The organism is Leifsonia sp. PARNA 1/14 (assembly GCF_055720965.1).
Genome location: NZ_JBVQSP010000001.1, coordinates 919117 through 942365 on the forward strand (window position 1 = coordinate 919117; position 23249 = coordinate 942365).

General features: G+C 70.1%; 20 protein-coding genes and 1 tRNA gene. 12 read left to right on the plus strand and 9 right to left on the minus strand.

What is annotated here, in order from left to right:
- The first annotated feature begins 3 nt into the window (after positions 1-3).
- The 7 genes from lgt (at position 4) to AC0HS0_RS04625 (ending at position 11765) form a co-directional block, all read left to right on the plus strand.
- Entirely contained in the window at positions 4-993 is a 990-nt protein-coding gene (lgt, locus tag AC0HS0_RS04595; RefSeq protein WP_472961958.1) for a prolipoprotein diacylglyceryl transferase, read from the plus strand.
- Positions 994-1205: 212 nt separating this feature from the next.
- Positions 1206-5801, plus strand: a complete 4596-nt coding sequence (gene gltB / locus AC0HS0_RS04600) for a glutamate synthase large subunit (protein WP_472961959.1) — start codon at positions 1206-1208, stop codon at positions 5799-5801.
- Complete coding sequence (locus tag AC0HS0_RS04605) at positions 5794-7251, plus strand: glutamate synthase subunit beta (RefSeq protein WP_472961960.1); 1458 nt, start codon at positions 5794-5796, stop codon at positions 7249-7251. Before gltB ends, AC0HS0_RS04605 begins: the two co-directional genes overlap by 8 nt.
- Before the next feature lie 61 nt (positions 7252-7312).
- The gene (gene pyk, locus AC0HS0_RS04610; protein ID WP_472961961.1) at positions 7313-8728 is read left to right on the plus strand and encodes a pyruvate kinase; all 1416 of its coding nucleotides are present in this window, start codon (positions 7313-7315) and stop codon (positions 8726-8728) included.
- 158 nt (positions 8729-8886) lie between these two features.
- A complete protein-coding gene (locus AC0HS0_RS04615; protein WP_472961962.1) occupies positions 8887-9939 on the plus strand; it encodes a LolA family protein in 1053 nt (350 codons plus the stop codon).
- A 10-nt stretch (positions 9940-9949) separates the two neighbouring features.
- Positions 9950-10885 carry an ABC transporter ATP-binding protein gene (locus tag AC0HS0_RS04620; protein WP_472961963.1) on the plus strand — a complete coding sequence of 312 codons (936 nt, stop codon included), beginning with the start codon at positions 9950-9952 and terminating at the stop codon, positions 10883-10885.
- A complete protein-coding gene (locus tag AC0HS0_RS04625; protein ID WP_472961964.1) occupies positions 10872-11765 on the plus strand; it encodes an ABC transporter permease in 894 nt (297 codons plus the stop codon). Before AC0HS0_RS04620 ends, AC0HS0_RS04625 begins: the two co-directional genes overlap by 14 nt.
- A gap of 4 nt (positions 11766-11769) precedes the next feature.
- Here the strand turns inward: AC0HS0_RS04625 and AC0HS0_RS04630 are convergent, their stop codons facing one another.
- Positions 11770-12657: an EamA family transporter gene (locus AC0HS0_RS04630; protein ID WP_472961965.1), complete on the minus strand. Its 888-nt coding sequence runs from the start codon at positions 12655-12657 to the stop codon at positions 11770-11772.
- Positions 12658-12703: 46 nt separating this feature from the next.
- Positions 12704-13276: a GNAT family N-acetyltransferase gene (locus AC0HS0_RS04635; protein WP_472961967.1), complete on the minus strand. Its 573-nt coding sequence runs from the start codon at positions 13274-13276 to the stop codon at positions 12704-12706.
- 136 nt (positions 13277-13412) lie between these two features.
- Here AC0HS0_RS04635 and AC0HS0_RS04640 point away from each other — a divergent pair, with 136 nt between their 5' ends.
- The gene (locus AC0HS0_RS04640; protein ID WP_472961969.1) at positions 13413-15833 is read left to right on the plus strand and encodes a phosphoketolase family protein; all 2421 of its coding nucleotides are present in this window, start codon (positions 13413-13415) and stop codon (positions 15831-15833) included.
- 6 nt (positions 15834-15839) lie between these two features.
- Here AC0HS0_RS04640 and AC0HS0_RS04645 read toward each other — a convergent pair whose 3' ends face one another.
- Positions 15840-16619, minus strand: coding sequence for an SGNH/GDSL hydrolase family protein (locus tag AC0HS0_RS04645; RefSeq protein ID WP_472961970.1), 780 nt, complete (start codon positions 16617-16619; stop codon positions 15840-15842).
- Positions 16620-16655: 36 nt separating this feature from the next.
- On the opposite strand from AC0HS0_RS04645, the gene AC0HS0_RS04650 reads away from it, so the two are divergent.
- Positions 16656-17117: a VOC family protein gene (locus tag AC0HS0_RS04650; RefSeq protein WP_472961972.1), complete on the plus strand. Its 462-nt coding sequence runs from the start codon at positions 16656-16658 to the stop codon at positions 17115-17117.
- Between the two features lie 7 nt (positions 17118-17124).
- On the opposite strand, the gene AC0HS0_RS04655 is transcribed toward AC0HS0_RS04650, so the two are convergent.
- The 3 genes from AC0HS0_RS04655 to AC0HS0_RS04665 form a co-directional block, all read right to left on the minus strand.
- Positions 17125-18057, minus strand: coding sequence for a hypothetical protein (locus AC0HS0_RS04655; RefSeq protein ID WP_472961973.1), 933 nt, complete (start codon positions 18055-18057; stop codon positions 17125-17127).
- Between the two features lie 159 nt (positions 18058-18216).
- Complete coding sequence (locus AC0HS0_RS04660; protein WP_472962135.1) at positions 18217-19239, minus strand: LLM class flavin-dependent oxidoreductase; 1023 nt, start codon at positions 19237-19239, stop codon at positions 18217-18219.
- Positions 19240-19297: 58 nt separating this feature from the next.
- Positions 19298-20098, minus strand: a complete 801-nt coding sequence (locus AC0HS0_RS04665) for an alpha/beta hydrolase (protein WP_472961974.1) — start codon at positions 20096-20098, stop codon at positions 19298-19300.
- Between the two features lie 77 nt (positions 20099-20175).
- On the opposite strand from AC0HS0_RS04665, the gene AC0HS0_RS04670 reads away from it, so the two are divergent.
- Positions 20176-21000: an MBL fold metallo-hydrolase gene (locus AC0HS0_RS04670; protein WP_472961976.1), complete on the plus strand. Its 825-nt coding sequence runs from the start codon at positions 20176-20178 to the stop codon at positions 20998-21000.
- An 18-nt stretch (positions 21001-21018) separates the two neighbouring features.
- Here AC0HS0_RS04670 and AC0HS0_RS04675 read toward each other — a convergent pair whose 3' ends face one another.
- Positions 21019-21345 carry a thioredoxin family protein gene (locus AC0HS0_RS04675; RefSeq protein ID WP_472961978.1) on the minus strand — a complete coding sequence of 109 codons (327 nt, stop codon included), beginning with the start codon at positions 21343-21345 and terminating at the stop codon, positions 21019-21021.
- A 98-nt stretch (positions 21346-21443) separates the two neighbouring features.
- Between AC0HS0_RS04675 and AC0HS0_RS04680 the strand changes: the two genes are divergently transcribed.
- Positions 21444-21944: an FBP domain-containing protein gene (locus tag AC0HS0_RS04680; protein ID WP_472961980.1), complete on the plus strand. Its 501-nt coding sequence runs from the start codon at positions 21444-21446 to the stop codon at positions 21942-21944.
- Between the two features lie 38 nt (positions 21945-21982).
- Here the strand turns inward: AC0HS0_RS04680 and AC0HS0_RS04685 are convergent.
- A tRNA-Leu gene (locus tag AC0HS0_RS04685) sits at positions 21983-22065 on the minus strand.
- Between the two features lie 38 nt (positions 22066-22103).
- Between AC0HS0_RS04685 and AC0HS0_RS04690 the strand changes: the two genes are divergently transcribed.
- Positions 22104-22709 (plus strand): ANTAR domain-containing response regulator, encoded by a 606-nt coding sequence (locus tag AC0HS0_RS04690; protein ID WP_179605811.1) that lies wholly within the window; start codon positions 22104-22106, stop codon positions 22707-22709.
- Between the two features lie 66 nt (positions 22710-22775).
- Here AC0HS0_RS04690 and AC0HS0_RS04695 read toward each other — a convergent pair whose 3' ends face one another.
- The gene (locus AC0HS0_RS04695; RefSeq protein WP_179605812.1) at positions 22776-23180 is read right to left on the minus strand and encodes a hotdog fold thioesterase; all 405 of its coding nucleotides are present in this window, start codon (positions 23178-23180) and stop codon (positions 22776-22778) included.
- Between the last annotated feature and the right edge of the window lie 69 nt (positions 23181-23249).

A 23249-nucleotide genomic window follows, 5' to 3' on the forward strand; every position in this document is an offset into this window, starting at 1 on the left:
ACGATGAGCAGCTGGGTCGCCAGCATCCCGAGCCCGGGGCCCGAATGGCAGCAGATCCCGATCGACATCTTCGGCCTGCACTGGCGTATCCAGACCTACGCGATCATGATCCTGATCGGCATCGTGGTCGCAGCCCTCTGGACCTCCCGTCGCCTCAGCAAGCGCGGGGCCGAGCCGGGTGTGATCCTCGACATCCTGCTCTGGGCCGTCGTCCTCGGCATCATCGGTGCCCGCCTCTACCACGTGTTCACGCACCCGTCCGATTACTTCTACCCGGGCGCGAACCTCTGGAACGTGTTCGCGATCTGGGAGGGCGGCAACGCCATCTTCGGCTCGCTGATCGGCGGCGCCGTCGGCATCTGGATCGCCTGCCGCATCAGCGGCCTGCGGTTCTGGAGCGTGGCTGACGCGCTGGCTCCCGCGCTGCTGCTCGCTCAGGCGATCGGCCGGCTCGGCAACTACTTCAACCAGGAGCTCTTCGGACTTCCCACGAACCTGCCGTGGGGCCTGCAGATCGACGCGGGCAACAAGGCGATCCCGGTCGGCCTGCCCGACAACACGCTGTTCCAGCCGCTGTTCCTCTACGAGATCATCTGGAACGTCATCGGCGTCGCCGTCATCCTCTTCCTGGAGCGCAAGTTCCGCCTGCAGTGGGGCAAGACGCTGGCCGTCTACCTCATCTGGTACGGTGTCGGCCGCTCGTACCTGGAGTCCATCCGCATCGACCCGAGCGAGTTCTCGTTCCTCGGCATCCAGAGCAATGTGTGGGCCGCGTTCCTCGCCGTCGTGCTCGGCATCGTGATCTTCATCGTGCAGTCCCGCCGGCACACCGGACTGGAGCCGAGCGTCTACCGACCGGGTCGTGAATGGGTTCGCCCGGATGCTGAGGTAGACTCTGACGACACGGACTCGGATGACGAGGACTTCGTCGATGGCGACGGGGAGCCCACCGCGTCCGCAGGAGCCAAGGCCACAAGCCCTTCCCACGGATGACCTCCGTCGGCTCATGACAACACGGCATCATCACACATACCCGTCAAGGCACACACCCGTCGAGGCGATCCCGTAACCATCATCTGACCGCACGGACGTCCCGGGCCGCACACCAGCCCGGCGCAACAGCGGCGGAACCCTCCCAGCAACGGGCCGAAGGCGTCCCCGCACTCCAATCCCCACATCCACGACACTGTGAGGACGGTCGACATATGGCGCTCACGCCTCCCCATACCCGGTTCAGCATGATCCCCGGCAAGCAGGGTCTCTACGACCCTGCCGCCGAGAAGGACGCCTGCGGTCTCGCCATGGTCGCGACCCTGCGCGGAACCGCAGGGCACGACATCATCGACGCGGCGCTCGAGGCGCTGCGCCACCTGGAGCACCGCGGCGCGGTCGGCTCCGACGCCGGAACGGGCGACGGCGCCGGCATCATCACGCAGGTGCCCGACGCCTTCCTGCGCGCCGTGTCCGGCCTCGACCTGCCGGGAGCCGGCCGGTTCGCCGTCGGCAACGCGTTCCTGCCGACGGACTCCGACGAGCGCGACCGGATCAAGATCGCCGTCGCCGAGATCGCGGCCGAGCACGACCTGACGATCCTCGGCTGGCGTCCGGTGCCCGTCCGGCCCGAGGAGCTCGGCAACCTCGCGCGGGCCGCGATGCCGGTCATCGAGCAGCTCTTCGTGTCGAGCACGCGCACCGACGAGCGCGGCGAGCCCGTCGCCGGGATCGCCCTCGATCGCCTCACGTTCTTCCTGCGCAAGCGCGCCGAGCGGGAGCTCGACCTGTACTTCTCGTCGCTGTCGAGCCGCACGATGGTCTACAAGGGCATGGTGACGACCCTCCAGCTGGAGCCGTTCTATCCCGACCTCTCCGACCAGCGCTTCGCCTCCAAGCTCGCGCTGGTGCACTCGCGTTACTCGACGAACACGTTCCCGTCGTGGCCGCTCGCCCAGCCGTTCCGGATGATCGCTCACAACGGCGAGATCAACACGGTGCAGGGCAACCGCAACTGGATGCGCGCCCGGCAGTCGCAGCTCGAGAGCGAGCTGCTCGGCGACCTGGCGCCGGTGCTTCCGATCGTCACCCCCGGCGCGTCCGACTCGGCCTCCTTCGACGAGGTCGTGGAGCTCATCTCGCTGACCGGCCGTTCGCTGCCGCACGCGGTGATGATGATGGTCCCGGAGGCGTGGGAGAACCAGACCGAGATCGACCCGGTCCGCCGTGACTTCTACGAGTACCACTCGATGCTCATGGAGCCGTGGGACGGCCCGGCCGCGATCGTCTTCACCGACGGCTCGCTCGTCGGCGCGACGCTCGACCGCAACGGCCTGCGCCCCGGCCGGTACGTCGTGACGAACGACGGCCTCGTGGTGCTCGCCTCCGAGATCGGCGTGCTCGACATCGAGCCCAGCCGGGTCGTGCGCAAGGGCCGTCTGCGCCCGGGCCGCATGTTCCTGGTCGACACCGTCGCCGGCCGCCTGATCGAAGACGACGAGATCAAGTCGGAGCTCGCCGCCGGCGCGCCCTACGGCGAGTGGCTCGGCGAGGGCCGCATCAACCTCAAGGACCTCCCGGAGCGCGAGCACATCGTGCACACGCCCGCGTCCATCACGCGCCGCCAGCGCACGTTCGGCTACACCGAGGAGGAGGTCCGCGTCCTCCTCAAGCCGATGGCGACCACCGGTGCGGAGCCGCTCGGTGCGATGGGATCGGACACCCCGGTGGCGGTGCTCTCGGAGCGCCCGCGCCTGCTGTTCGACTACTTCACGCAGCAGTTCGCGCAGGTCACGAACCCGCCGCTCGACTCGATTCGCGAAGAGGTCGTCACGACCATGAAGCTGGGCCTCGGCCCGGAGCGCAACCTGCTCACGGCCGGCCCCGAGCACGCGCGTCAGGTCGTCCTGGACTTCCCGGTCATCGACAACGACGAGCTCGCGAAGATCCAGCACATCGACCCGCGCCCAGGCAGCCGGCTGACGACGACGGTCCGCGGCCTCTACCGGTTCGACGCCGGTCCCGACGCCATGAAGGGCCGTCTTGCCGAGATGTGCCAGGAGGTCGACGAGGCCATCGACGCCGGCGCGCAGTTCATCGTGCTGAGCGACCGCGACTCCACCAAAGACCTCGCGCCGATCCCCTCGCTGCTGATGCTCGCCGCTGTGCACCACCACCTGATCCGTGCGGAGAACCGCATGAAGGTGGGTCTCATCGTCGAAGCCGGCGACGTGCGCGAGGTGCACCACATCGCGCTGCTCATCGGCTACGGGGCGTCGGCCATCAACCCGTACCTGGCGATGGAGACCTGCGAAGAGCTGGTCCGCAGCGGGATGATCACCACCGTCTCGCCCGAGAAGGCCGTCAAGAACGTGATCAAGGCGCTCGGCAAGGGCGTGCTCAAGATCATGTCGAAGATGGGCATCTCGACCGTGTCGTCGTACGCCGGCGCCCAGGCGTTCGAGGCCGTCGGTCTCAGCCAGGAGTTCGTCGACGAGTACTTCACCGGAACGACGAGCAAGCTCGGCGGCATCGGCATCGACGCGATCGCGGCCGAGAACCTGTCGCGGCACACGAGCGCCTACCCGCCGGAGGGCGCCATCCTCGCTCACGAGAGGCTGGCGACCGGCGGCGAGTACCAGTGGCGTCGTGACGGCGCACCGCACCTGTTCAACCCGGAGACGGTGTTCCGGCTGCAGCACTCGACGCGCACCCGCCGGTACGACGTCTTCCGCCAGTACACCAAGCTCGTCGACGACCAGGCCCAGTCGCTGATGACCCTGCGCGGCATGTTCGCGCTCAAGACCGGTTCGCGCCCCGCGGTCCCGATCGACGAGGTCGAGCCGATCGAGTCGATCGTCAAGCGGTTCTCCACCGGCGCGATGAGCTACGGCTCGATCTCCAAGGAAGCGCACGAGACCCTCGCGATCGCGATGAACCGGCTGGGCGCCAAGTCCAACACCGGCGAGGGCGGCGAAGACCTCGACCGCCTGCTCGACCCGGAGCGCCGCAGCGCGATCAAGCAGGTCGCCTCCGGCCGGTTCGGCGTCACGTCGATGTACTTGACGCACGCCGACGACATCCAGATCAAGCTCGCCCAGGGCGCCAAGCCCGGCGAGGGCGGCCAGCTGCCGCCGACCAAGGTCTACCCGTGGGTGGCGCGCACGCGGCACGCGACGGCCGGCGTCGGGCTGATCTCGCCGCCTCCGCACCACGACATCTACTCGATCGAGGACCTCAAGCAGCTGATCTTCGACCTGAAGCGCGCGAACCCGCAGGCGCGGGTGCACGTCAAGCTGGTGAGCGAGTCGGGCATCGGCGCGGTCGCGGCGGGGACGGCGAAGGCCCTGGCCGACGTCATCCTGGTCTCCGGCCACGACGGGGGCACCGGCGCGTCCCCGGTCAACTCGCTCAAGCACGCGGGCACGCCGTGGGAGCTCGGCCTCGCCGAGACCCAGCAGACTCTGATGCTCAACGGCATGCGCGAGCGCGTGGTCGTGCAGGTCGACGGCCAACTCAAGACCGGCCGCGACGTCATCGTCGGCGCCCTGCTCGGCGCCGAGGAGTTCGGCTTCGCGACCGCTCCGCTCGTCGTCTCCGGCTGCATCATGATGCGCGTCTGCCACCTCGACACCTGCCCGGTCGGCGTCGCCACGCAGAATCCGGAGCTGCGCTCGCGGTTCTCGGGCAAGCCCGAGTTCGTCGTGAACTTCTTCGAGTTCATCGCCCAGGAAGTGCGCGAGTACCTGGCGGAGCTCGGCTTCCGCAGCCTCGACGAGGCCATCGGCCACGCCGAGCTGCTCGACGCCGATCGCGCCATCGAGCACTGGAAGGCGTCGGGCATGGACCTGTCGCCGATCCTGCGCGGTCCGGACTTCCCGGAGGACGCACCGCGCAAGAACGGCCGCGCCCAGGACCACGAGCTCGACGAGCACTTCGACAACCAGCTCATCCAGGCCGCGCACGACGTGCTCGCGTCGGAGCACCCCGGAGCGGAGGGCGCGACGCTCTCGCTCGCCCTGCCGATCCGGAACACCGAGCGCGCCGTCGGCACCATGCTCGGTCACGAGGTGACCGTCCGCCACGGCGAGAACGGCCTCCCGACCGGAACGATCGACATCACGCTCACCGGTTCGGCCGGCCAGTCGCTCGGCGCTTTCCTCCCGGCCGGCATCACGCTGCGTCTGGAGGGCGACTCCAACGACTACGTCGGCAAGGGGCTCTCGGGCGGGCAGATCATCGTGCGGCCTCCGCAGGGCACGGTCTTCCCGGCGGAGCGCAACGTGATCGCCGGCAACGTGATCGGGTACGGCGCCACGCAGGGCAGCATGTTCATCCGCGGCATCGTGGGCGAGCGCTTCCTGGTCCGCAACTCCGGCGCGACGGCCGTCGTGGAGGGCGTGGGCGACCACGCGCTCGAGTACATGACGGGAGGCCTCGCGGTCATCCTCGGTGGCACGGGACGCAACCTGGGCGCCGGCATGTCCGGCGGCACAGCGTATGTCTACGACCTGAAGACCGAGCGCGTCAACCGCGAGGCGCTCGCCAGCGGAGAGCTGGAGCTCCTCCCGCTCGGCAGCGGCGACATCGAGATCGTGCGCGACCTGCTGGAGCGCCACCGCGCCGAGACCGGATCGGCCCTGGCCGAGCGGATGCTCGCAGACTTCGACGCGACCGTCGCGAAGTTCGTCAAAGTGCTGCCGCGCGACTACGCGGCCGTGCTGCAGATGCGGCAGGAGGCCGTCGACGAGGGACTCGACCCCGACGGCGACATTGTGTGGACCCGGATCTTGGAGGTGACCGGTGGCTGATCCTAAAGGCTTTCTGAAGACGACGGAGCGCGAGCTCCCCAAACGGCGACCGGTCTCGGTCCGGCTCATGGACTGGAAAGAGGTCTACGAGGCGGGCGACCCGGCGCAGCTGCGCCGCCAGGCCGGTCGCTGCATGGACTGCGGCGTGCCGTTCTGCCACCAGGGCTGCCCGCTGGGCAACCTGATCCCGGAGTGGAACGACCTGATGTGGCGCGGGGAAGGCCGGCAGGCCATCGAGCGTCTGCACGCGACCAACAACTTCCCCGAGTTCACCGGCCGGCTGTGCCCGGCCCCGTGCGAGTCGTCGTGCGTGCTCGGCATCAACCAGCCGGCCGTGACGATCAAGCAGGTCGAGGTGTCGATCATCGACCAGGCCTGGCAGAACGGCTGGGTGCAGCCGCACCCGCCGGAGCGTCTCACCGGCAAGACCGTCGCGGTCGTCGGCTCCGGACCTGCCGGCCTGGCCGCCGCGCAGCAGCTGACCCGCGCCGGCCACACGGTCGCCGTGTACGAGCGCGATGACCGCATCGGCGGCCTCCTGCGCTACGGCATCCCCGACTTCAAGATGGAGAAGAAACACCTCGAGGCGCGTCTCAACCAGATGATGGCCGAGGGCACCCGGTTCCGCGCCGGCGTGAACATCGGCGTCGACATCGCCTGGGACGACCTCCGGGCGCGGTACGACGCGGTTGTCGTCGCGACCGGTGCGATGGTGCCGCGCGACCTCCCGATCCCGGGCCGCGATCTCGCCGGCGTGCACTTCGCGATGGAGTACCTCGTCCAGCAGAACAAGGCGGGCGCCGGCGACCAGGTCGCCGGACAGATCACGGCGGACGGCAAGCACGTCATCGTGCTCGGAGGCGGCGACACCGGAGCAGACTGCATCGGCACCGCGCACCGTCAGGGCGCCGCGAGCGTGACGAACCTCGCGATCGGCAAGCAGCCGCCTTCGGAGCGTCCCATCCACCAGCCGTGGCCGATGACCCCGACCCTGTTCGAGGTGCAGAGCGCTCACGAGGAGGGCGGAGCGCGCGAGTATCTCGCGTCGACCGTCGAGTTCCTCGCGAACGAGTTCGGCGAGGTCCGTGCTCTCCGTGTCGCGGAGACCGAGTACCTCGACGGCCGCCGGGTGCCGAAGGCCGGTACGGAGCGCGAGATCCCCGCGGACCTCGTCCTCCTCGCCCTCGGTTTCACTGGTCCCGAGCAGGACGGGCTGGGCGGCCAGCTCGGCCTCCCGTTCGACGACCGGGGTAACGTGGCCCGCGACGGCGACTACCAGACCAGCGAGGCCGGTGTGTTCGTCGCGGGCGACGCGGGCCGTGGTCAGTCGCTCATCGTCTGGGCCATCGCAGAGGGCCGGGCAGCGGCAGCCGCCGTCGACCGGTATCTTGAAGGGGAGACGCAGTTGCCGTCGCCGGTCCGTCCCACCGACCGGGGCATCCTCGTCTGATCCCCTCCACCACGAGAACGCGCCGTCAGGGGTGCGAGAATCACGGAGCACTGAAAAACCCATGAGAAGGGCGAAAATCGTCGCGACCCTCGGTCCGGCGACCTCCAGCTACGACAACATCCGCGCGATCATCGACGCGGGCGTGGACGTCGCGAGGATGAATCTGAGCCACGGCAGCTACGACGTGCACGAGGGGGTCTACGCCAACGTGCGCAAGGCCGCCGAGGACGCGGGTAAGCCGGTCGCAGTCCTGGTCGACCTCCAGGGTCCCAAGATCCGTCTCGGCAAGTTCGAGGCCGGCCCCTACGACCTCGCACAGGGCGACATCTTCAAGATCACCACCGACGACATCATCGGCACCAGGGAGATCTCCTCGACCACGTTCAAGGGGCTGCCCCAAGACGTGAAGCCGGGCGACTTCCTGCTGATCGACGACGGCAAGGTGCGCGTGCGCGTCGTCGAGGTCGAGGGCAACGTCGTGACCACCGAGGTCATCGTCGCCGGCCCGGTCTCGAACAACAAGGGCATCAACCTCCCGGGTGTCGCGGTCAACGTGCCCGCGCTGTCCGAGAAGGACGAGGCGGACCTGCGCTGGGGCCTCAAGCTCGGCGCCGACATCATCGCGCTCTCGTTCGTGCGCAACGCTCAGGACATCCAGCGCGTGCACGAGATCATGGCCGAAGAGGGCCGCAGGGTCCCCGTGGTCGCCAAGATCGAGAAGCCGCAGGCCGTGGAGGCGCTGGAGGAGATCATCGAGGCGTTCGACGCCATCATGGTCGCCCGCGGAGACCTCGGCGTGGAACTGCCGCTGGAGGCCGTGCCGATCGTGCAGAAGCGCGCGGTCGAGCTCAGCCGGCGCGCGGCCAAGCCGGTCATCGTGGCGACGCAGATGCTCGAGTCGATGATCTCCAGCCCGGTCCCGACCCGCGCCGAGACGTCCGACGTCGCCAACGCCGTCCTCGACGGTGCAGACGCGGTCATGCTCTCGGGCGAGACCAGCGTCGGCGAGTACCCGGCGATCACCGTCGCGACGATGGCGCGCATCGTCACCTCCACCGAGGAGCACGGGCTCGACCGCATCCAGCCGCTCGGCACCCGGCCGCGCACCCAGTCGGGCGCGATCACGCTGGCCGCCGTGGAGGTCGCCGACTTCGTCGAGGCGAAGTTCCTCTGCGTCTTCACCGAGTCGGGCGAATCGGCCCGCCGCATGGCCCGCCTGCGCAACAAGATCCCGATCCTGGCCTTCACGCCGGAGGAGTCGGTCCGCCGGCGCATGTCGCTGTTCTGGGGCGTCGAGTCGTTCGTGGTCGGTCGCGTGACGCACACCGACCAGATGGTGGCGCAGGTCGACGAGGCGCTCAAGTCCACCGGTCGCGCCGTCGACGGTGACAAGGTCATCATCATCTCCGGTTCCCCTCCCGGGATCCCCGGAACCACCAACGACATCCGCGTCCACAAGGTCGGCGACGTCCTGTAACGACGGATGGAGGAAGGCCCCGCTCCGGCGGGGCCTTCTGCGTGCGTCGGGAGTACGTTCGGGCAGCTCCCAGGCCAGGTCATACCAGGGGATGATTTCCCGTTCTCCCATGGAACCCGGAGGGTCGCCGCGGTGGTCGCGAGCGTATCCTCGGCACTATGAAGCACCGCCTTGTCCGCTGGCTGCCCGCCATCGTCGTCCCCGTCGCCATCGCCGCGGGAGCGATCGCGATCCCGATCGCCGCGGGAGCCGCCGACCTCCCAGTGAAGTCGCCGGCTGACGTCCTCCGGCTGGTCGCGTCGAGCGACACGAAGGCGTTCTCCGGCACGGTCGAGCAGAGCTCCGACCTCGGGTTGCCGAGTCTGCCGAAGACGGGTGGAGGCTCCAGCACGGACGGCTCCGTCGCGAGCACGCTCGAGCTGCTCATGGGCGACCACACGGCCAAGGTGTACGTGGACGGTCCCACGAAGGTGCGCGTGCAGGTGCTCGACCAGCTGGCCGAGCGCGACGCCATCCGCAACGGTTCCGACGTCTGGCTGTACCAGTCGTCGGACGAGTCGGTGACCCACCTCGCGCTTCCGGAGCACGCGAAGGCGTCCGAGCCGACGCCGACTCCCGACGCCACCGCGACCACGCCGCAGGCGCTCGCGGAGCGGTTCCTGGCGGCCGTGGACCCGACGACGAAGGTCAGCCTGGGCGCGAACACGAAGGTTGCCGGGCGTGACGCGTACGACCTGGTGCTGACGCCGCGCACCGACGCCACCCTGGTGGGCTCGGTCGCCATCGCGGTCGACGGTCAGACCGGCCTCCCGCTGCGCGTCCAGGTGCTGGCGCGCGGGGCCTCCTCGCCGGCGTTCCAGGCCGGCTTCACCTCCTTCAGCCCGGGCGCTCCCGACGCCAGCGTCTTCGCCTTCACGCCACCGAAGGGCGCGACCGTGAGCGAGCAGTCGCCGAAGTCCGGCGAGCGGCCGTCCGGCGCCTCGCACCCGAAGCCGACCGTGACGGGCACCGGCTGGGCGACGATCGTCAGCCTCCCGGCGGGCACCGTGCCCGCACAGGCCCTCGACGACCCGCTGGTCGGCGAGCTGACGCAGTCGGTCGATGGAGGCCGGGCGCTCTCGACCACGCTGGTCTCGGTGCTCGTCACGGCCGACGGCCGCGTCCTCGCAGGCGCGGTCCCCGTCTCCGCGCTGCAGTCCGCCGCCCAGTGAGCGACGGCCAGTGAGCGACCCCGCGATCGCGACCAGCGGGCTCACCAAGCGGTTCCGCGGCCGCGCGGTGGTCGACGAGCTCAGCTTGTCCGTGCCGCGTGGGTCCGTGTTCGGATTCCTCGGCCCGAACGGGTCGGGCAAGACCACAACGATCCGGATGCTGCTGGGGTTGATCTCCCCGTCGGCCGGGTCGATCTCGGTGCTCGGCGAGGCGATGCCGGATCGCGGCGCGTCCGTGCTGCCGCGCGTCGGCGCACTGGTCGAGGGGCCGTCGTTCGCACCCTACCTCTCCGGCGCCGCCAATCTGGTTCGTCGCGACACCGCCGACCGCTACGCCCCGGGCGCCACGCGCTCGGCACGCGTGGAAGCCGCTCTGGAGCGCGTCGGCCTGTCGCACGCCGCGGGCAAGCATGTGCGCGCCTACTCGCTCGGCATGAAGCAGCGGCTCGGGATAGCCGGGGCCCTGCTCACCGATCGTGACCTCCTGGTGCTCGACGAGCCGACGAACGGGCTCGACCCGCAGGGCACCAGGGAGGTGCGCAACCTCGTCCGTTCCCTCGCGGGCGAGGGCACGACGGTGTTCGTCTCGAGCCACCTGCTGGCCGAGATCGAGCAGATCTGCTCGCACGCCGCCATCATGCGTGCGGGCCGGCTCGTGGCGCAGGGCTCCCTCGACGAGCTCCGCGGCGCGTCCGGCCCGCGGGTCATCGTGACCACCCCGGACCCCGGTGCCGCCGCGGCGGTGTTGACCCGGCTCGGGCTCGCACCGGAGACCGCGGGCGACGCGGTGGAGGCGCCGCTCGGCGCGGACGCGCCGCTCGCCGAAGACCTCGCCGCTGCGCTCGTCGGCGCCGGCGTGCGGCTGCGCGGCTTCGCCGTGCGCGCCTCGAGCCTGGAGGAACGGTTCGTCGAGCTGACCGGGGAGGGCTTCGATGTCGAGCAGTGAGACCGTCCCCGTCGAGGTCTCGTCCGCTGCGCCTGCTGCGCGCGCCTCCGTGGCGGCGCGGCGTGAGCGGCCGTCGGCCGGCTGGGCTCTGCTGGGCTCGGAGCTCTCGGTGCTGTTCCGGCGCTGGCGCACCTGGGCGATGCTGGCCGCCCTGGCGGCCGTGCCCATCCTGATCGCCGTCGCGGTGCGCCTGACCGGCCGCGGCCGGGGGCCGGCCTTCCTCGACCAGATCACCAGCAACGGGCTGTTCGTCGCGTTCACGGCGCTGGTCGTCTGCGTTCCGCTGTTCCTCCCGCTCACGATCGGGGTCGTCGCAGGCGACACCATCGCGGGCGAGGCGAGCCATGGCACGCTGCGGTATCTGGTGATCGCGCCGGCGGGGCGCCTGCGGCTGCTCGCGGTGAAGTACGCCGGATGCGCGGCGTTCTGCGTCGCCGCCGCGCTGACCGTCGCCGTCGCCGGAGCGGCGATCGGCGCGATCCTGTTCCCGATCGGCCCGGTCACTCTGCTCTCGGGCGCAGTCGTGGGCATCGGGGACGCGGTGGTGCGGATGCTGCTCATCGCCCTGTACATCGTCGTCTCGCTGCTCGGGATGTGCGCGATCGGGCTGTTCCTCTCGACGTTGACGGACGTGCCGGTGGGAGCCATGGCCGCGACTGCCGTACTCGCCGTCGTCTCGCAGGTGCTCGATCAGCTTCCGCAGCTGGACGTTCTCCACCCGTGGCTGTTCAGCCACTACTGGCTGGGCTTCGCGGACTTCCTCCGTGCACCGCTGGTGTGGGACTCGTTCGTGTCCAACGCGTGGTTGCAGCTCGGCTACATCGCCGTTTTCGGCGCGCTGGCGGTCGGACGGTTCCTGAGCAAGGACATCCTGTCCTGAACGGCTAGGGGATCGTCTCGGCTGTCGCCTCGAGGTCCGAGCGCGGATGCTCGCGCTGGGTCGCGATGCTGACGCCCGCGGCGAGGCAGACCACGACGATGCCGACGAGCTGCACGAACGCGAAGCGCTCACCGAGCACGAGCACGCCGAACACCGTCGCGATCACCGGCCCGAACGAGGTGATGATCGCGTAGAGCCGCGGCGTGATCCGGCGCAGGATGAAGGTGTCCAGGCTGTAGGGCACGGCGGAGGACAGGATCCCCGCGGTGAGCAGGAGGCCCGCGACGCGCCAGTCGATGCGGGCGTAGTCGACGACGATCAGTGCGAGCGGCACGGTGAGCGCCGTCGCGACGACGCTGGCGACGCTCAGCCCCTCCAAGCCCGGCAGCCGGGTCGCAACCCTCCGCGTCAGCAGGATGTAGGCCGCCCAGGACGCCGCGGCGGTGAGCGCGAGCACGACGCCGACCGGGTCGATCGCGCCTTCGGTCGCGGTGAGCAGCAGCACCCCGCCCGCCGCCGCGACCGCGCAGCCCGCGTCGAGGAGCCGCCGCGACCCCGCCAGCGCGAGCGCGAAGGGGCCGAGGAACTCGATGGTGGCGGCGATCCCCAGCCCGAGGCGTCCCACCGCCTCGTAGAAGCTCAGGTTCATCGCGGCCAGCACGAGCCCGAGCGCCAGGGCCGGCCAGAGCCGGCGCCACGTGAGCTCCGCCCGCTTCGGGCGGTAGAACGGCAGGATGCAGACGGCCGTCACGACCTGGCGCACGGCGACCACGACGAGCGAGCCGACGATCGGGATGAGAAGCCCGGCCACGGACGACCCGAAGTTGATGCTGACCTCGGTGGCGACCTGGGTGCCGGCGCCGGCGACGACCCGATTACGCTGCGAACTCACCCGATCGAGCTTAGGGCCTCCGTCGGGCTGCGGTTCGCGCGGGCCGTTACAGCTCGCGCCGCATGATCGCCCGGGTCGCGCTCGGCCGGCGCACGACCTCGAACCCACCGTCACGGAAGAGCGAGACTGTTCCGTGATACCGCTCGGCGGCGGAGAGCGACGGCCGCACCTCCGGATCGACCGGATAGCCCTCGATCAGCGTGGCGCCCCGCTCGCGCGCGTGCTCGAGCGCGCCGGCGAGCAGGGCGCGCGCGACGCCGCGCCTGCGGTACTCGAGCCGGACGACGAAGCAGGTCACGGCCCAGACGTCGTCGGGGTCGCCGTCCTTCCTGCGCGTGATCGGCGACCGCCCGAGCGCCGGGTAGGCCGAGAACGGCTCGACGGCGGCCCAGCCGACGGGTTCGCCGTCGATGCGGGCGATGACGCCGGGGGAGCCCACCTGCACCTGCTCGTGCAGCAGCGCCCGGGTCTGCTCGCGGGTGGCGGCATCCCAGTCGGCCCGGCTCAGTTTGAACCACTGGCACCAGCAGCCTGCCGGGTCGCCTTTCGTGCCGAACACCGTCTGCAGTTCGTTCCAGGTCGACGCGTCGACCGACTCCGTGACCACCTCGTCCGTCATGCCCTCGAACCTAGCGCGCCCTCCGGACATCCGCGCGCCTCCATCGCCGAGGGGCACGTGAACGCCCCATAAACGCTCGGATAAGGGCACTGACGTGCCCCTCGACGGCGCGGCGTCCCGCTCGTAGGATGCCCGCGTGAGTGAGACCGCGAACGACCTCGAACTCGATCAGCTGGACGCCTGGTGGCGCGCCGCCAACTACCTCTCGGTCGGGCAGATCTACCTCCTCGACAATCCGTTGCTGCGGCGCCCGCTGTCGCGCGACGACATCAAGCCGCGGCTGCTGGGGCACTGGGGCACGACACCCGGGCTCAACTTCATCTACGCGCACCTCAACCGCGCGATCCGGCAGCGCGATCTCGACACGCTGTTCGTCGCCGGACCCGGTCACGGCGGCCCGGGTGTCGTCGCGAGCGCCTACCTCGACGGCACGTACAGCGAGGTCTACAGCGCCATCGACCGCAGCGAGGACGGCCTGCGCCGGCTGTTCCGGCAGTTCTCGTTCCCGGGCGGGATCCCGTCGCACGCCGCTCCCGAGACTCCCGGCAGCATTCACGAGGGCGGCGAGCTCGGCTACGCGCTGTCGCACGCCTACGGCGCCGCCTTCGACAACCCCGGGCTGCTGGTCGCGGCCGTGGTGGGTGACGGGGAGGCCGAGACCGGGCCGCTCGCGACGGCGTGGCATTCGAACAAGTTCCTGAACCCGAAGACCGACGGCGTCGTGCTGCCGATCCTGCACCTGAACGGGTACAAGATCGCCAACCCGACCGTTCTCGCGCGCATCCCGGAGAGCGAGCTGTTCGAGCTGATGCGGGGCTACGGCTACACGCCCTATCTGGTCTCAGGAGGCTTCGACGGCGAGGACCCGCGCGAGGTCCACAAGCGGATGGCCGCGACGCTCGACGAGATCCTCGACCGGGTCGCCGAGATCAAGGCCGCGGCGGCCGCGGGCGATCTGATCGACCGGCCGGCCTGGCCCATGCTCATCCTCCGCACGCCCAAGGGATGGACCTGCCCGGCGGAGATCGACGGGCACCCGGCCGAGAACAACTGGCGCTCCCACCAGGTGCCGCTCGCGGACGCGCGCGACACCGAGGCGCACACCCGCCTCCTGGAGACCTGGCTGCTGTCCTACCGGCCGGAGGAGCTGTTCGACGATTCGGGCGCACCCGTGGCTCTCGTGACGTCGCTCGCACCGGAGGGCGCCCGCCGGATGAGCGCGAACCCGGCCGCGAACGGCGGCCTGCTGCGCCGCGACCTGCGCCTGCCCGACTTCCGCGACTATGCCGTCGAGGTGCCGGCGCCGGGGGAGACGGTCGCGGAGGCGACACGGGTGCTCGGCGGCTGGCTACGGGACGTGATGGCGGAGAACACCGACGACTTCCGGTTGTTCGCGCCGGATGAGACGGCCTCCAACCGCCTGCAGGACGTGTACGAGGTGACCGGCAAGCAGTGGAACGCCGAGTACTGGCCCATCGACTCCGACAACCACCTCGTGCCCAGCGGACGGGTGATGGAGGTGCTGAGCGAGCACCAGTGCCAGGGCTGGCTCGAGGGCTATCTGCTGACCGGCCGGCACGGCGTGCTCACCTCGTACGAGGCGTTCATCCACATCGTCGACTCGATGTTCAACCAGCACGCCAAGTGGCTGAAGAGCTCGCGCGCGATCCCGTGGCGCCGGCCGGTGGCCTCCCTGAACTACCTGCTCAGCTCTCACGTCTGGCGGCAGGACCACAACGGGGCGTCGCACCAGGATCCCGGCTTCATCGACCATGTCGTCAACAAGAAGGCGGACGTGGTGCGCGTCTACCTGCCGTTCGACGCCAACACGCTGCTGTCGACCTACGACCACTGCCTGCGCTCCGTCGACTACGTGAACGTCGTGGTCGCGGGCAAGCAGCCTGCGCCCAACTGGCTGAACATGGAGGACGCGATCGCGCACTGCACGCGCGGCATCGGGATCTTCGAGTGGGCGGGCACCGAGCGCGACGGCGAGGAGCCCGACGTCGTCCTCGGCTGCGCAGGCGATATCCCGACGCTGGAGGTGCTGGCGGCCGCCGACATCCTCCGCCGGCGTCTGCCCGACCTCGCGGTGCGGGTGGTGAACGTCGTCGACCTGATGCGGCTGCAAAGCGCGGGGGAGCACCCGCACGGGCTGAGCGACCGCGAGTACGACGCGCTGTTCACGGTGGACAAGCCGGTGATCTTCGCGTACCACGGCTATCCCTGGCTCGTCCATCGGCTGACCTACCGCCGGGCCGGGCACGACAACCTCCACGTGCGCGGCTACAAGGAGGAGGGCACGACCACGACGCCGTTCGACATGGTCATGCTCAACGACCTCGACCGCTACCACCTGGTGATCGACGTGCTCGATCGGGTGCCCGGGCTGGCGGCACGGGAGGCCGGTCTCCGTCAGGAGATGGTGGACGCCCGCCTGCGTGCCAGGCAGTACACGCGCGAGCGCGGCGAGGACATCCCCGAGGTCGCCGAGTGGCGGTGGGGCGGAGGCACGCGCACCACCCGCATCGACACCACCGGCGGGGACAACGACTGAGAGACGTCAGAGCGGCTGCGCCGAAGCCGGGTCGACCACTGTGAGCTCGGCGATCTTGGCCGAGCGACCGTCACCGGACGACCGCCCGGTGAGACGACGCCCGATCCAGGGGAAGACGTAGCGGCGGTAGTAGTCGGCCGTGCGGCGGGACGGTGCCCCGTCGGGTGCCGCTGCCACCTCTTCGACGCCCCACTCCGCGGGAACCGGCACGTCGAGAGCCGTGAGCACGTTGCTCGCGACGCGCGCGTGGCCGAGCGCGTTGAGGTGCAGGCGGTCGGCCGACCAATAGCGGATGTCCTCCAGCGATCCGTCGGCCCAGTTGTCGACGAACAGCACCCCGTCGCGTGGCAGGAGCGCACGCACGGCGACCGCGAGCTCGTCGCCGCGCTTGCGCAGCAGGCCACCGAGCGGGAGGTGCCGGCTCGGGTTCGCGCCACTCAGCAGCAGCATGGTGCTGCCGGACGCCGTCACCCGGTCGGCAGCGTGGACCAGCTGATTCGCGACCGACTCGATCGTGACGCGAGGCCGCATGATGTCGTTGCCGCCGCCGTTGAGGCTGACGAGCTGCGGATGCTGCGCGATGGCGGGATCGAGCTGCTCGGTGAGGATCGGCGTCAACTTGCGTCCGCGGATGGCGAGGTTCGCATAGCGGACGGGCTCGGGAGCCGCCTGCGCCAGCCCGAGTGCGACGAAGTCGGCCCAGCCGCGCTGCCGGCCGTCGGGGAGGTCGTCTCCGACGCCCTCGGTGAAGCTGTCGCCGATCGCGATGAAACTCGTGAACACCATCCCGCTACGCTACCGCCGCCGCGTACCATGACCCGCATGCAGAAGGTCAGGACGTTCCTCTGGTACGACGGTCAGGCCGAGGAGGCGGCGAACCACTATGTCTCGCTGGTTCCCGACTCCCGGATCATCGACGTCGCCCGACTCGGAGAGGACGGCGCCACCGTGCTCGTCACCTTCGAACTCGCCGGCGTCGAGTATCTCGCTCTCGATGGCGGTCCGCTCTACAGCTTCACCGAGGCGGCCTCCATCATGGTGCTCTGCGAAGACCAGGCGGAGGTCGACCGGCTCTGGGACGGCCTCATCTCCGGAGGAGGGGAGCCGGGGCCGTGCGGGTGGTGCAAGGACCGCTGGGGGCTCAGCTGGCAGGTCGTGCCGCGAGCGCTCCTCGAGTTGCAACAGGATCCCGATCCGGCGCGCGCCGCGCGGGCGAACGCCGCGATGATGAAGATGGGCAAGCTCGACATCGCCGCGCTCTACGCGGCGGCCGACGCCGCCTGACGAAGGGTCAGCGCGTGATGAGCGCCTGCCATGACAGCAGGTGCTCGACCGTGACGCCCGTGTAACCGCGGCTGCCGCCGAACGCCGAGCGGACCAGCGCGGTCTGCGCCTCCAGCACTGCCGCGGTGTCGTCGCCGAAGGTCGCCGCCGGACCACCTGCGACGTCGGGGTCGTCGGTCTCGACGCCGATGCTGAACGGGATCCGCGCCGCGGCGGCGGCTGTCGCAGCGGGTCGGGCGAGCGCGATGATGCCGTCGTCGCCTGCCGCGTGGTCGGAGAACGCGACGATGGCGACCGAGCGGAGGTGAGGCAGGAGCTGAGCGAAGAGCGTGGACCCCGTGCTGGTGGACCCCGTGGCGGCGGGCTTCGCGGCGAGCCACCACGGGAGGTCGGCTCCGACGGGCACCGTGCGGGCGGCGGTCGCAGCCGTGTCGTACATGGTGGCGAGCTGGGCGACGATCCCCGGCAGCTGGTCGTCGGTCGCGCCCACCCACGGCTCGACATCGAATTGGATCGCGTCGAAAGGCGCGGCCTTCAGTGCGGCCTTGGTCCAGGTGGCGGCGAGATCGGGCTGCTGCGCCCACGCGGGGTCGCCTCCCAGCGCCGCCACCGTGGTGACGCCGGCGCCGTGCAGGGCTGTGACGGCCGAGCGCAGCCAGGCCGAGAACGGACCCTCGTCGGCCGCCCACGGCACCGACAGGTACACGGTGCGCAACTTGTGCGCTGCGGCGAACGCGGCCAGCGCCTTCGGCTCGAAGGCGGGCTCGCCGTCGCCGCGCGGATCGACCGCCGGGTCGATCGGGTTGCCCCAGGCCCACATGCCGGTGATGGCCGAGGGGGTGGAGGCGCCGGTGAGGGTCACCGCGGCCGCCGGAGCGGCAGTCGCACCGAAGCCGGCCACGCCCGCCAGCAGCGCCAGTCCGGCCGCAAGAATCCCCACACCCGATCGTCGAGTTCGCAAAGCACACCCCTTCCATGGGACCGGACGGTGTCGTCTCGGCCTGTGCTGCGGAATTCGGGTGTACCGCGAGGCAATATTCTCATATCCATCGGCGGGGGACAGAGCCGCGTTCGGGGTACAGACTCGGGTGCGGTCGGCTCAGTCGCGCCAGCCGAGCTCGCGTCCGACGGCGACGATGCCCTCCAGCAGCCGCGCATTGAAGTCGACACCGAGCTGGTTCGGCACGGTGACGAGCACGGTGTCCGCCATCCGGACGGCTTCGTCGGCGGCCAGCTCCTCGACGAGCTTCTCGGGCTCGCCGATGTAGGAGCGGCCGAAGCGGGCGAGCCCGCCGTCGAGGTGGCCGACCTGGTCGCGACCCTCCACCTGCGCCCGGGCGCCGAAGTAGCGGTACGACGCCTCATCCGTGATCGGGATGATGCTGCGGCTCACGCTGACCCGCGGTTCGCGCTCCCAGCCCATCTCGGCCCAGGTGTCGCGGAAGCGCTGGATCTGCTCCGCCTGCAGTTGGTCGAACGGCACGCCGGTGTCTTCGGTGAGCAGCGTCGACGACATCAGATTCATGCCCTGCTCGGCGGTCCACTCGGCTGTCGCGCGGGTGCCGGCGCCCCACCAGATCCGATCGGGCAGCGTCGGTGACAGCGGCTGGATCGACAGTCCGCCGGAGGTGCCGGTCATCCGCGGGTCGGCGTTCGCCATCGCCTCGCCGGCGATCGCCGCACGGAAGATCGCGGTGTGCCGACGGGCCAGATCGGCGTCCGACTCGCCCTCGCCCGGCACGTAGCCGAACGACTCGTAGCCGGCGAGCGCGGTCTCGGGTGACCCGCGGCTCACGCCGAGCTGGAGGCGCTCACCGCTGATGAGGTCCGCTGAGGCGGCCTCCTCGGCCGTGTACAGCGGGTTCTGGTAGCGCATGTCGATCACTCCGGTGCCGATCTCGATCCGCGAGGTGCGCGCGCCGATCGCCGCCAGGAGCGGGAACGGCGAGGCCAGCTGCGGCGCGAAGTGGTGCACGCGAACATACGCGCCGTCGGCGCCCACCTCCTCGGCGGCGACGGCGAGCTCCACCGTCTGCAGGAGGGCGTCGCCGGCCGTGCGGACGACGGAGCCGGGGACGGCCTGGTAGTGGCCGAAGCTGAGGAAGCCGATGCGTTTCACGATGGTGCCAATGCGCCGGAGCCGCCGCGTATTCCGTGGGCGGCGGCTCCGGCGCCTCCGGTCAGTCCTCGAGCCCCTGCTGGCCCAGCCAGACGAGGACCTCGGTCGCGACGTCGCGCCAGCCGTGATCGATCACGAGCGAGTGGCCGCGGTCCTTGAAGGTGATCAGCTCAGTGACGGCGTTGGAGGCGCGGTACAGCTTCAGCGTCGCGTCCGTGGTCACCTCGGGCACCGTGTTGTCCTCGCCGCCCGCGATGAGCAGCAGCGGACCGCGGTCCTCGTTCTTCGTGTCGACGGCGGCCTGCGAGTGCACGCTGAAGTTGGCCGACGCGGCCTGGAAGATCGGGCGGACGGTGGAGGGGACGGTCCAGCGGTCGAACAGCTCCTTCGTCTCGTCGTCGGTGAGCTGGTTGGCGAAGCCGAAGCTGAACTGCTCCTCGGTGAGGGCGACCGGCTTGTGGATGTTGGCCGGGTTCCCGAGAACCGGGAACGACGACTTGAGCTGCCGGAACGGCAGCGGCAGCACGCCCTTGATCTGCGCCGGATCGATCGCGACCCCGGCGTTGCCGTAGCCCTGCCCGATCAGCTTCTCGGTGACGAGGCCGCCGAACGAGTGCCCGATGATCACCGGAGGCGTCTCCATGGCCTCGATGATCTGCGCGAAATGCGCGGTCACCTCGTCTATGCCGTAGTTCGCGACATCGTCCGGATGGGCACGGGTGTCGGCCACGGTGTCCTTCTCGCCGGGCCACAGGGGAGCGACGGGGGCGTAGCCCTCCGCCGTGAAGAGGTCGATCCAGGGCTGCCAGCTGCTGGCGTGCAGCCAGAGGCCGTGGATGAAGAGCACGGGTTGATTCGCCATGCGCACACGCTAATGGGCGCAGGCCTGTTCGGCTAGACGCGTGCGGCCGCACGCACGCGGCGGGTAGCGTGGCGCGCATGGCCGACTGGTTGTGCGCGACGTGCGCCGTGGAGACGACACCCCTCGAGACCGCGGACGGGGAGGCACCGCCGCCGTCGTGCCCGATCTGCGAGGACGAACGGCAGTACGTGCCGCCGACCGGACAGCGCTGGACCACCCTCCAACGGCTGCAGCGGGAGGGCGAACGGGTCGTCGTGACGCAGCTCGAGCCCGACCTGTACGGGCTGAGCAGCGAGCCGAGAGTGGGGATCGGCCAGCGGGCCATGCTGCTCTGCACCCCCGACGGCAACCTGCTCTGGGATCCCACAGGCTACGTCGACGAGGCTGCGGCCACCGCGGTTCAGGATCTCGGCGGCGCGGCCCTGATCGCCACGAGCCACCCGCACATGTTCGGAGCGCAGACCTCCTGGTCGCGCATGCTCGGCGGCGTCCCGGTGCTCGTCAATGCCGCCGACCGGCACTGGGTGCAGCGGGAGGACCCGGCCATCCAGGAGTGGAGCGGCGAGGAGGAGGTGCTCCCCGGCGTGGTGCTGCGCACGATCGGCGGGCACTTCCCGGGCAGCGCGGTCGTGCACTGGGACCGCGGCGTCGTCCTCAGCGGCGACACCGTCTTCCCGGGACCGTCGCAGAAGTGGGTGACCTTCCAGCGCAGCTTCCCGAACGACATCCCGCTCTCGGCCGCCGTGGTCAGGCGCGTCGCCGACCTGGTGTGCGACCGGCCGTTCGACCGCATGTACGGCAATCTCGGCAACGTCGTGCCGGTCGACGCGCGGGAGGCCGTCCTCCGTTCGGCCGAGCGCTACATCGGCTGGGTCAGCGGGGCTTTCGACCACCTCACCTGAGACGGGTCGCGACGCGCGTCAGTCCAGGAGGCCGGCCAGCTCGAACTCCATCGCGGGCTTCGGCTTGGCCCCCACGATGGTCTTGACGACCTCCCCGTTCTGGAACACCTTCATCATCGGCAGCGACAGCGCGTGATACCGCGCGGACGATTGCGGGTTCTCGTCCGCGTTGATGCGCAGGATGCGGATGCCGTCGGGGTGCTCCTCGGCGATGCGCTCCAGGATCGGCGTGACGGCGCGACAGGGTCCGCACCAGGGCGCCCAGAACTCGACGAGGGTGGTGCCCTCCGCGTCGAGGACGTCGGAAGCGAACGAGGCATCGGTGATGCTGGCGAGTGTGCTCATGCCGCGAGGCTAAGCCGTGCCCCCTGGGTCAAGGTCAAGCCCGCGGGCCGGGAGGCGCTCGAGCGCTTCTGTGCAAGCATGGAACGCAGGAGGTGCACATGGAGAGCCTGAGCCCGCAGGAGATCCGCGAGTCGTTCGTGAACTGCTCGCGTGCCGACGCCGCCGAGCTTCCGCTGCCGCCCGGGCTGCACGAGGTCGACTGGGCGCGCCGGGAGTACCTCGGCTGGCGCGACCCGCGCCTGCCGCAGCGCGGCTACGTGGTCATCCCGACCGGCACCGGGGCGGTCGGGATCGTTCTCCGGGCGTCCGAGGCCTCTATGCGCTCGCACATGCCCACGATGTGCGGCTGGTGCCAAGACGTGCACCTGGTGCGCGACGTCTACTTCTGGTCTGCCCGGCGGGCGGGGGACGCGGGCCGCAGGGGCGACAGCGTCGGCGCGCTCGTATGCGGGTCGTTCGAGTGCACGGAGAACGTGCGCCGCACCCCTCCGCCGCACTACGTCGGCTTCGACGCAGACCGGGTCGTCGAGGATCAGATCGCGGGCCTCGGCGACCGCGTCCGACGCTTCGCCCAGGCCGTGGTCGGCGCCCGCATCTAGGGCGCCTGCAGACGTGCGTTCGCGCCCATCAACCGTTGTGCCGCTGGTGGGACTCGAACCCACACGCCCTTCCGGACAAAGCATTTTGAGTGCTCCGCGTCTGCCATTCCGCCACAGCGGCGCACAACAACACCTGAACAATACCGTAGGCTTTTACCCGTGACTGACCAGGAGACCACCCCCACCGCACCCCGCCGAGTCGTCGTCGCGGAGGACGAGTCGCTCATCCGGCTCGACATCGTCGAGACTCTGCGAGACAACGGTTTCGAGGTGGTCGGCGAGGCCGGAGACGGTGAGACCGCTGTCGCTCTCGCGACCGAGCTGCGCCCCGATCTGGTCGTCATGGACGTCAAAATGCCGCAGCTCGACGGCATCTCCGCGGCCGAGCGCCTCTCCAAGAACCACATCGCGCCCGTCGTTCTGCTGACCGCGTTCAGCCAGAAAGAACTCGTCGAGCGCGCGACCGAAGCCGGTGCGCTGGCCTACGTCGTCAAGCCGTTCACCCCCAACGACCTCCTGCCGGCGATCGAGATCGCCCTCGCCCGTTACCAGCAGATCATCGCGCTGGAGGCCGAGGTCTCCGACATGGTGCAGCGCTTCGAGACCCGCAAGCTGGTCGACCGTGCCAAGGGCCTCCTCAACGAGAAGATGGGCCTCAGCGAGCCGGACGCGTTCCGCTGGATCCAGAAGGCGTCGATGGACCGCCGCCTCACCATGCACGACGTCGCCCAGGCGATCATCGAGCAGCTCGCCCCCAAGAAGTAACTCAAGATTTGCGGCGAATGTCGCGATAGAGCGCCTCTAACGCACCATTTGCGGCAAATCCGTGCTCTACAGGTCCTTGATCAGGTTCGTGATGCGGATGGTCGAGCAGCGGCGGCCTCGGTCGTCGGTGACGGCGATCTCGTGCGTCGTGAGGGTGCGGCCGAGGTGGATGGGAGTGCAGACTCCGGTCACGTAGCCCTCCGTCGCCGCGCGGGTGTGCGAGGCGTTGATCTCGATGCCGACGGCGAGGCGTCCCTCGCCGGCGTAGAGGTTCGCCGACATCGACCCGAGGGACTCGCCGAGCACGACGTACGCGCCCCCGTGAAGGAGGTCGGCCGGCTGCGTGTTGCCGAGCACGGGCATCCGCGCCACGGCCCTCTCGATCGTGAACTCGACGATCTCGATGCCCATCTTGTCGGCCAGGGCGCCGAGGCCCCGCTGCTTCACATACGCCAGCGCGTCCTCGGTCATCTGCGGCCTCTTCCGGGTCGTCGGTGTGGTGGTGGGCGGTCGTCTGGGAGTGTCACCGGGCCCTTGTAG

Excerpts from the sequence above, each read along its gene's own strand:
- lgt (WP_472961958.1), top strand. The coding sequence starts at position 4 with ATGAGCAGCTGGGTCGCCAGCATCCCGAGCCCGGGGCCCGAATGGCAG.
- gltB (WP_472961959.1), top strand. The coding sequence starts at position 1,206 with ATGGCGCTCACGCCTCCCCATACCCGGTTCAGCATGATCCCCGGCAAG.
- pyk (WP_472961961.1), top strand. The coding sequence starts at position 7,313 with ATGAGAAGGGCGAAAATCGTCGCGACCCTCGGTCCGGCGACCTCCAGC.
- AC0HS0_RS04615 (WP_472961962.1), top strand. The coding sequence starts at position 8,887 with ATGAAGCACCGCCTTGTCCGCTGGCTGCCCGCCATCGTCGTCCCCGTC.
- AC0HS0_RS04625 (WP_472961964.1), top strand. The coding sequence starts at position 10,872 with ATGTCGAGCAGTGAGACCGTCCCCGTCGAGGTCTCGTCCGCTGCGCCT.
- AC0HS0_RS04635 (WP_472961967.1), bottom strand. The coding sequence starts at position 13,276 with ATGACGGACGAGGTGGTCACGGAGTCGGTCGACGCGTCGACCTGGAAC.
- AC0HS0_RS04645 (WP_472961970.1), bottom strand. The coding sequence starts at position 16,619 with ATGGTGTTCACGAGTTTCATCGCGATCGGCGACAGCTTCACCGAGGGC.
- AC0HS0_RS04650 (WP_472961972.1), top strand. The coding sequence starts at position 16,656 with ATGCAGAAGGTCAGGACGTTCCTCTGGTACGACGGTCAGGCCGAGGAG.
- AC0HS0_RS04665 (WP_472961974.1), bottom strand. The coding sequence starts at position 20,098 with ATGGCGAATCAACCCGTGCTCTTCATCCACGGCCTCTGGCTGCACGCC.
- AC0HS0_RS04670 (WP_472961976.1), top strand. The coding sequence starts at position 20,176 with ATGGCCGACTGGTTGTGCGCGACGTGCGCCGTGGAGACGACACCCCTC.
- AC0HS0_RS04675 (WP_472961978.1), bottom strand. The coding sequence starts at position 21,345 with ATGAGCACACTCGCCAGCATCACCGATGCCTCGTTCGCTTCCGACGTC.
- AC0HS0_RS04680 (WP_472961980.1), top strand. The coding sequence starts at position 21,444 with ATGGAGAGCCTGAGCCCGCAGGAGATCCGCGAGTCGTTCGTGAACTGC.
- AC0HS0_RS04695 (WP_179605812.1), bottom strand. The coding sequence starts at position 23,180 with ATGACCGAGGACGCGCTGGCGTATGTGAAGCAGCGGGGCCTCGGCGCC.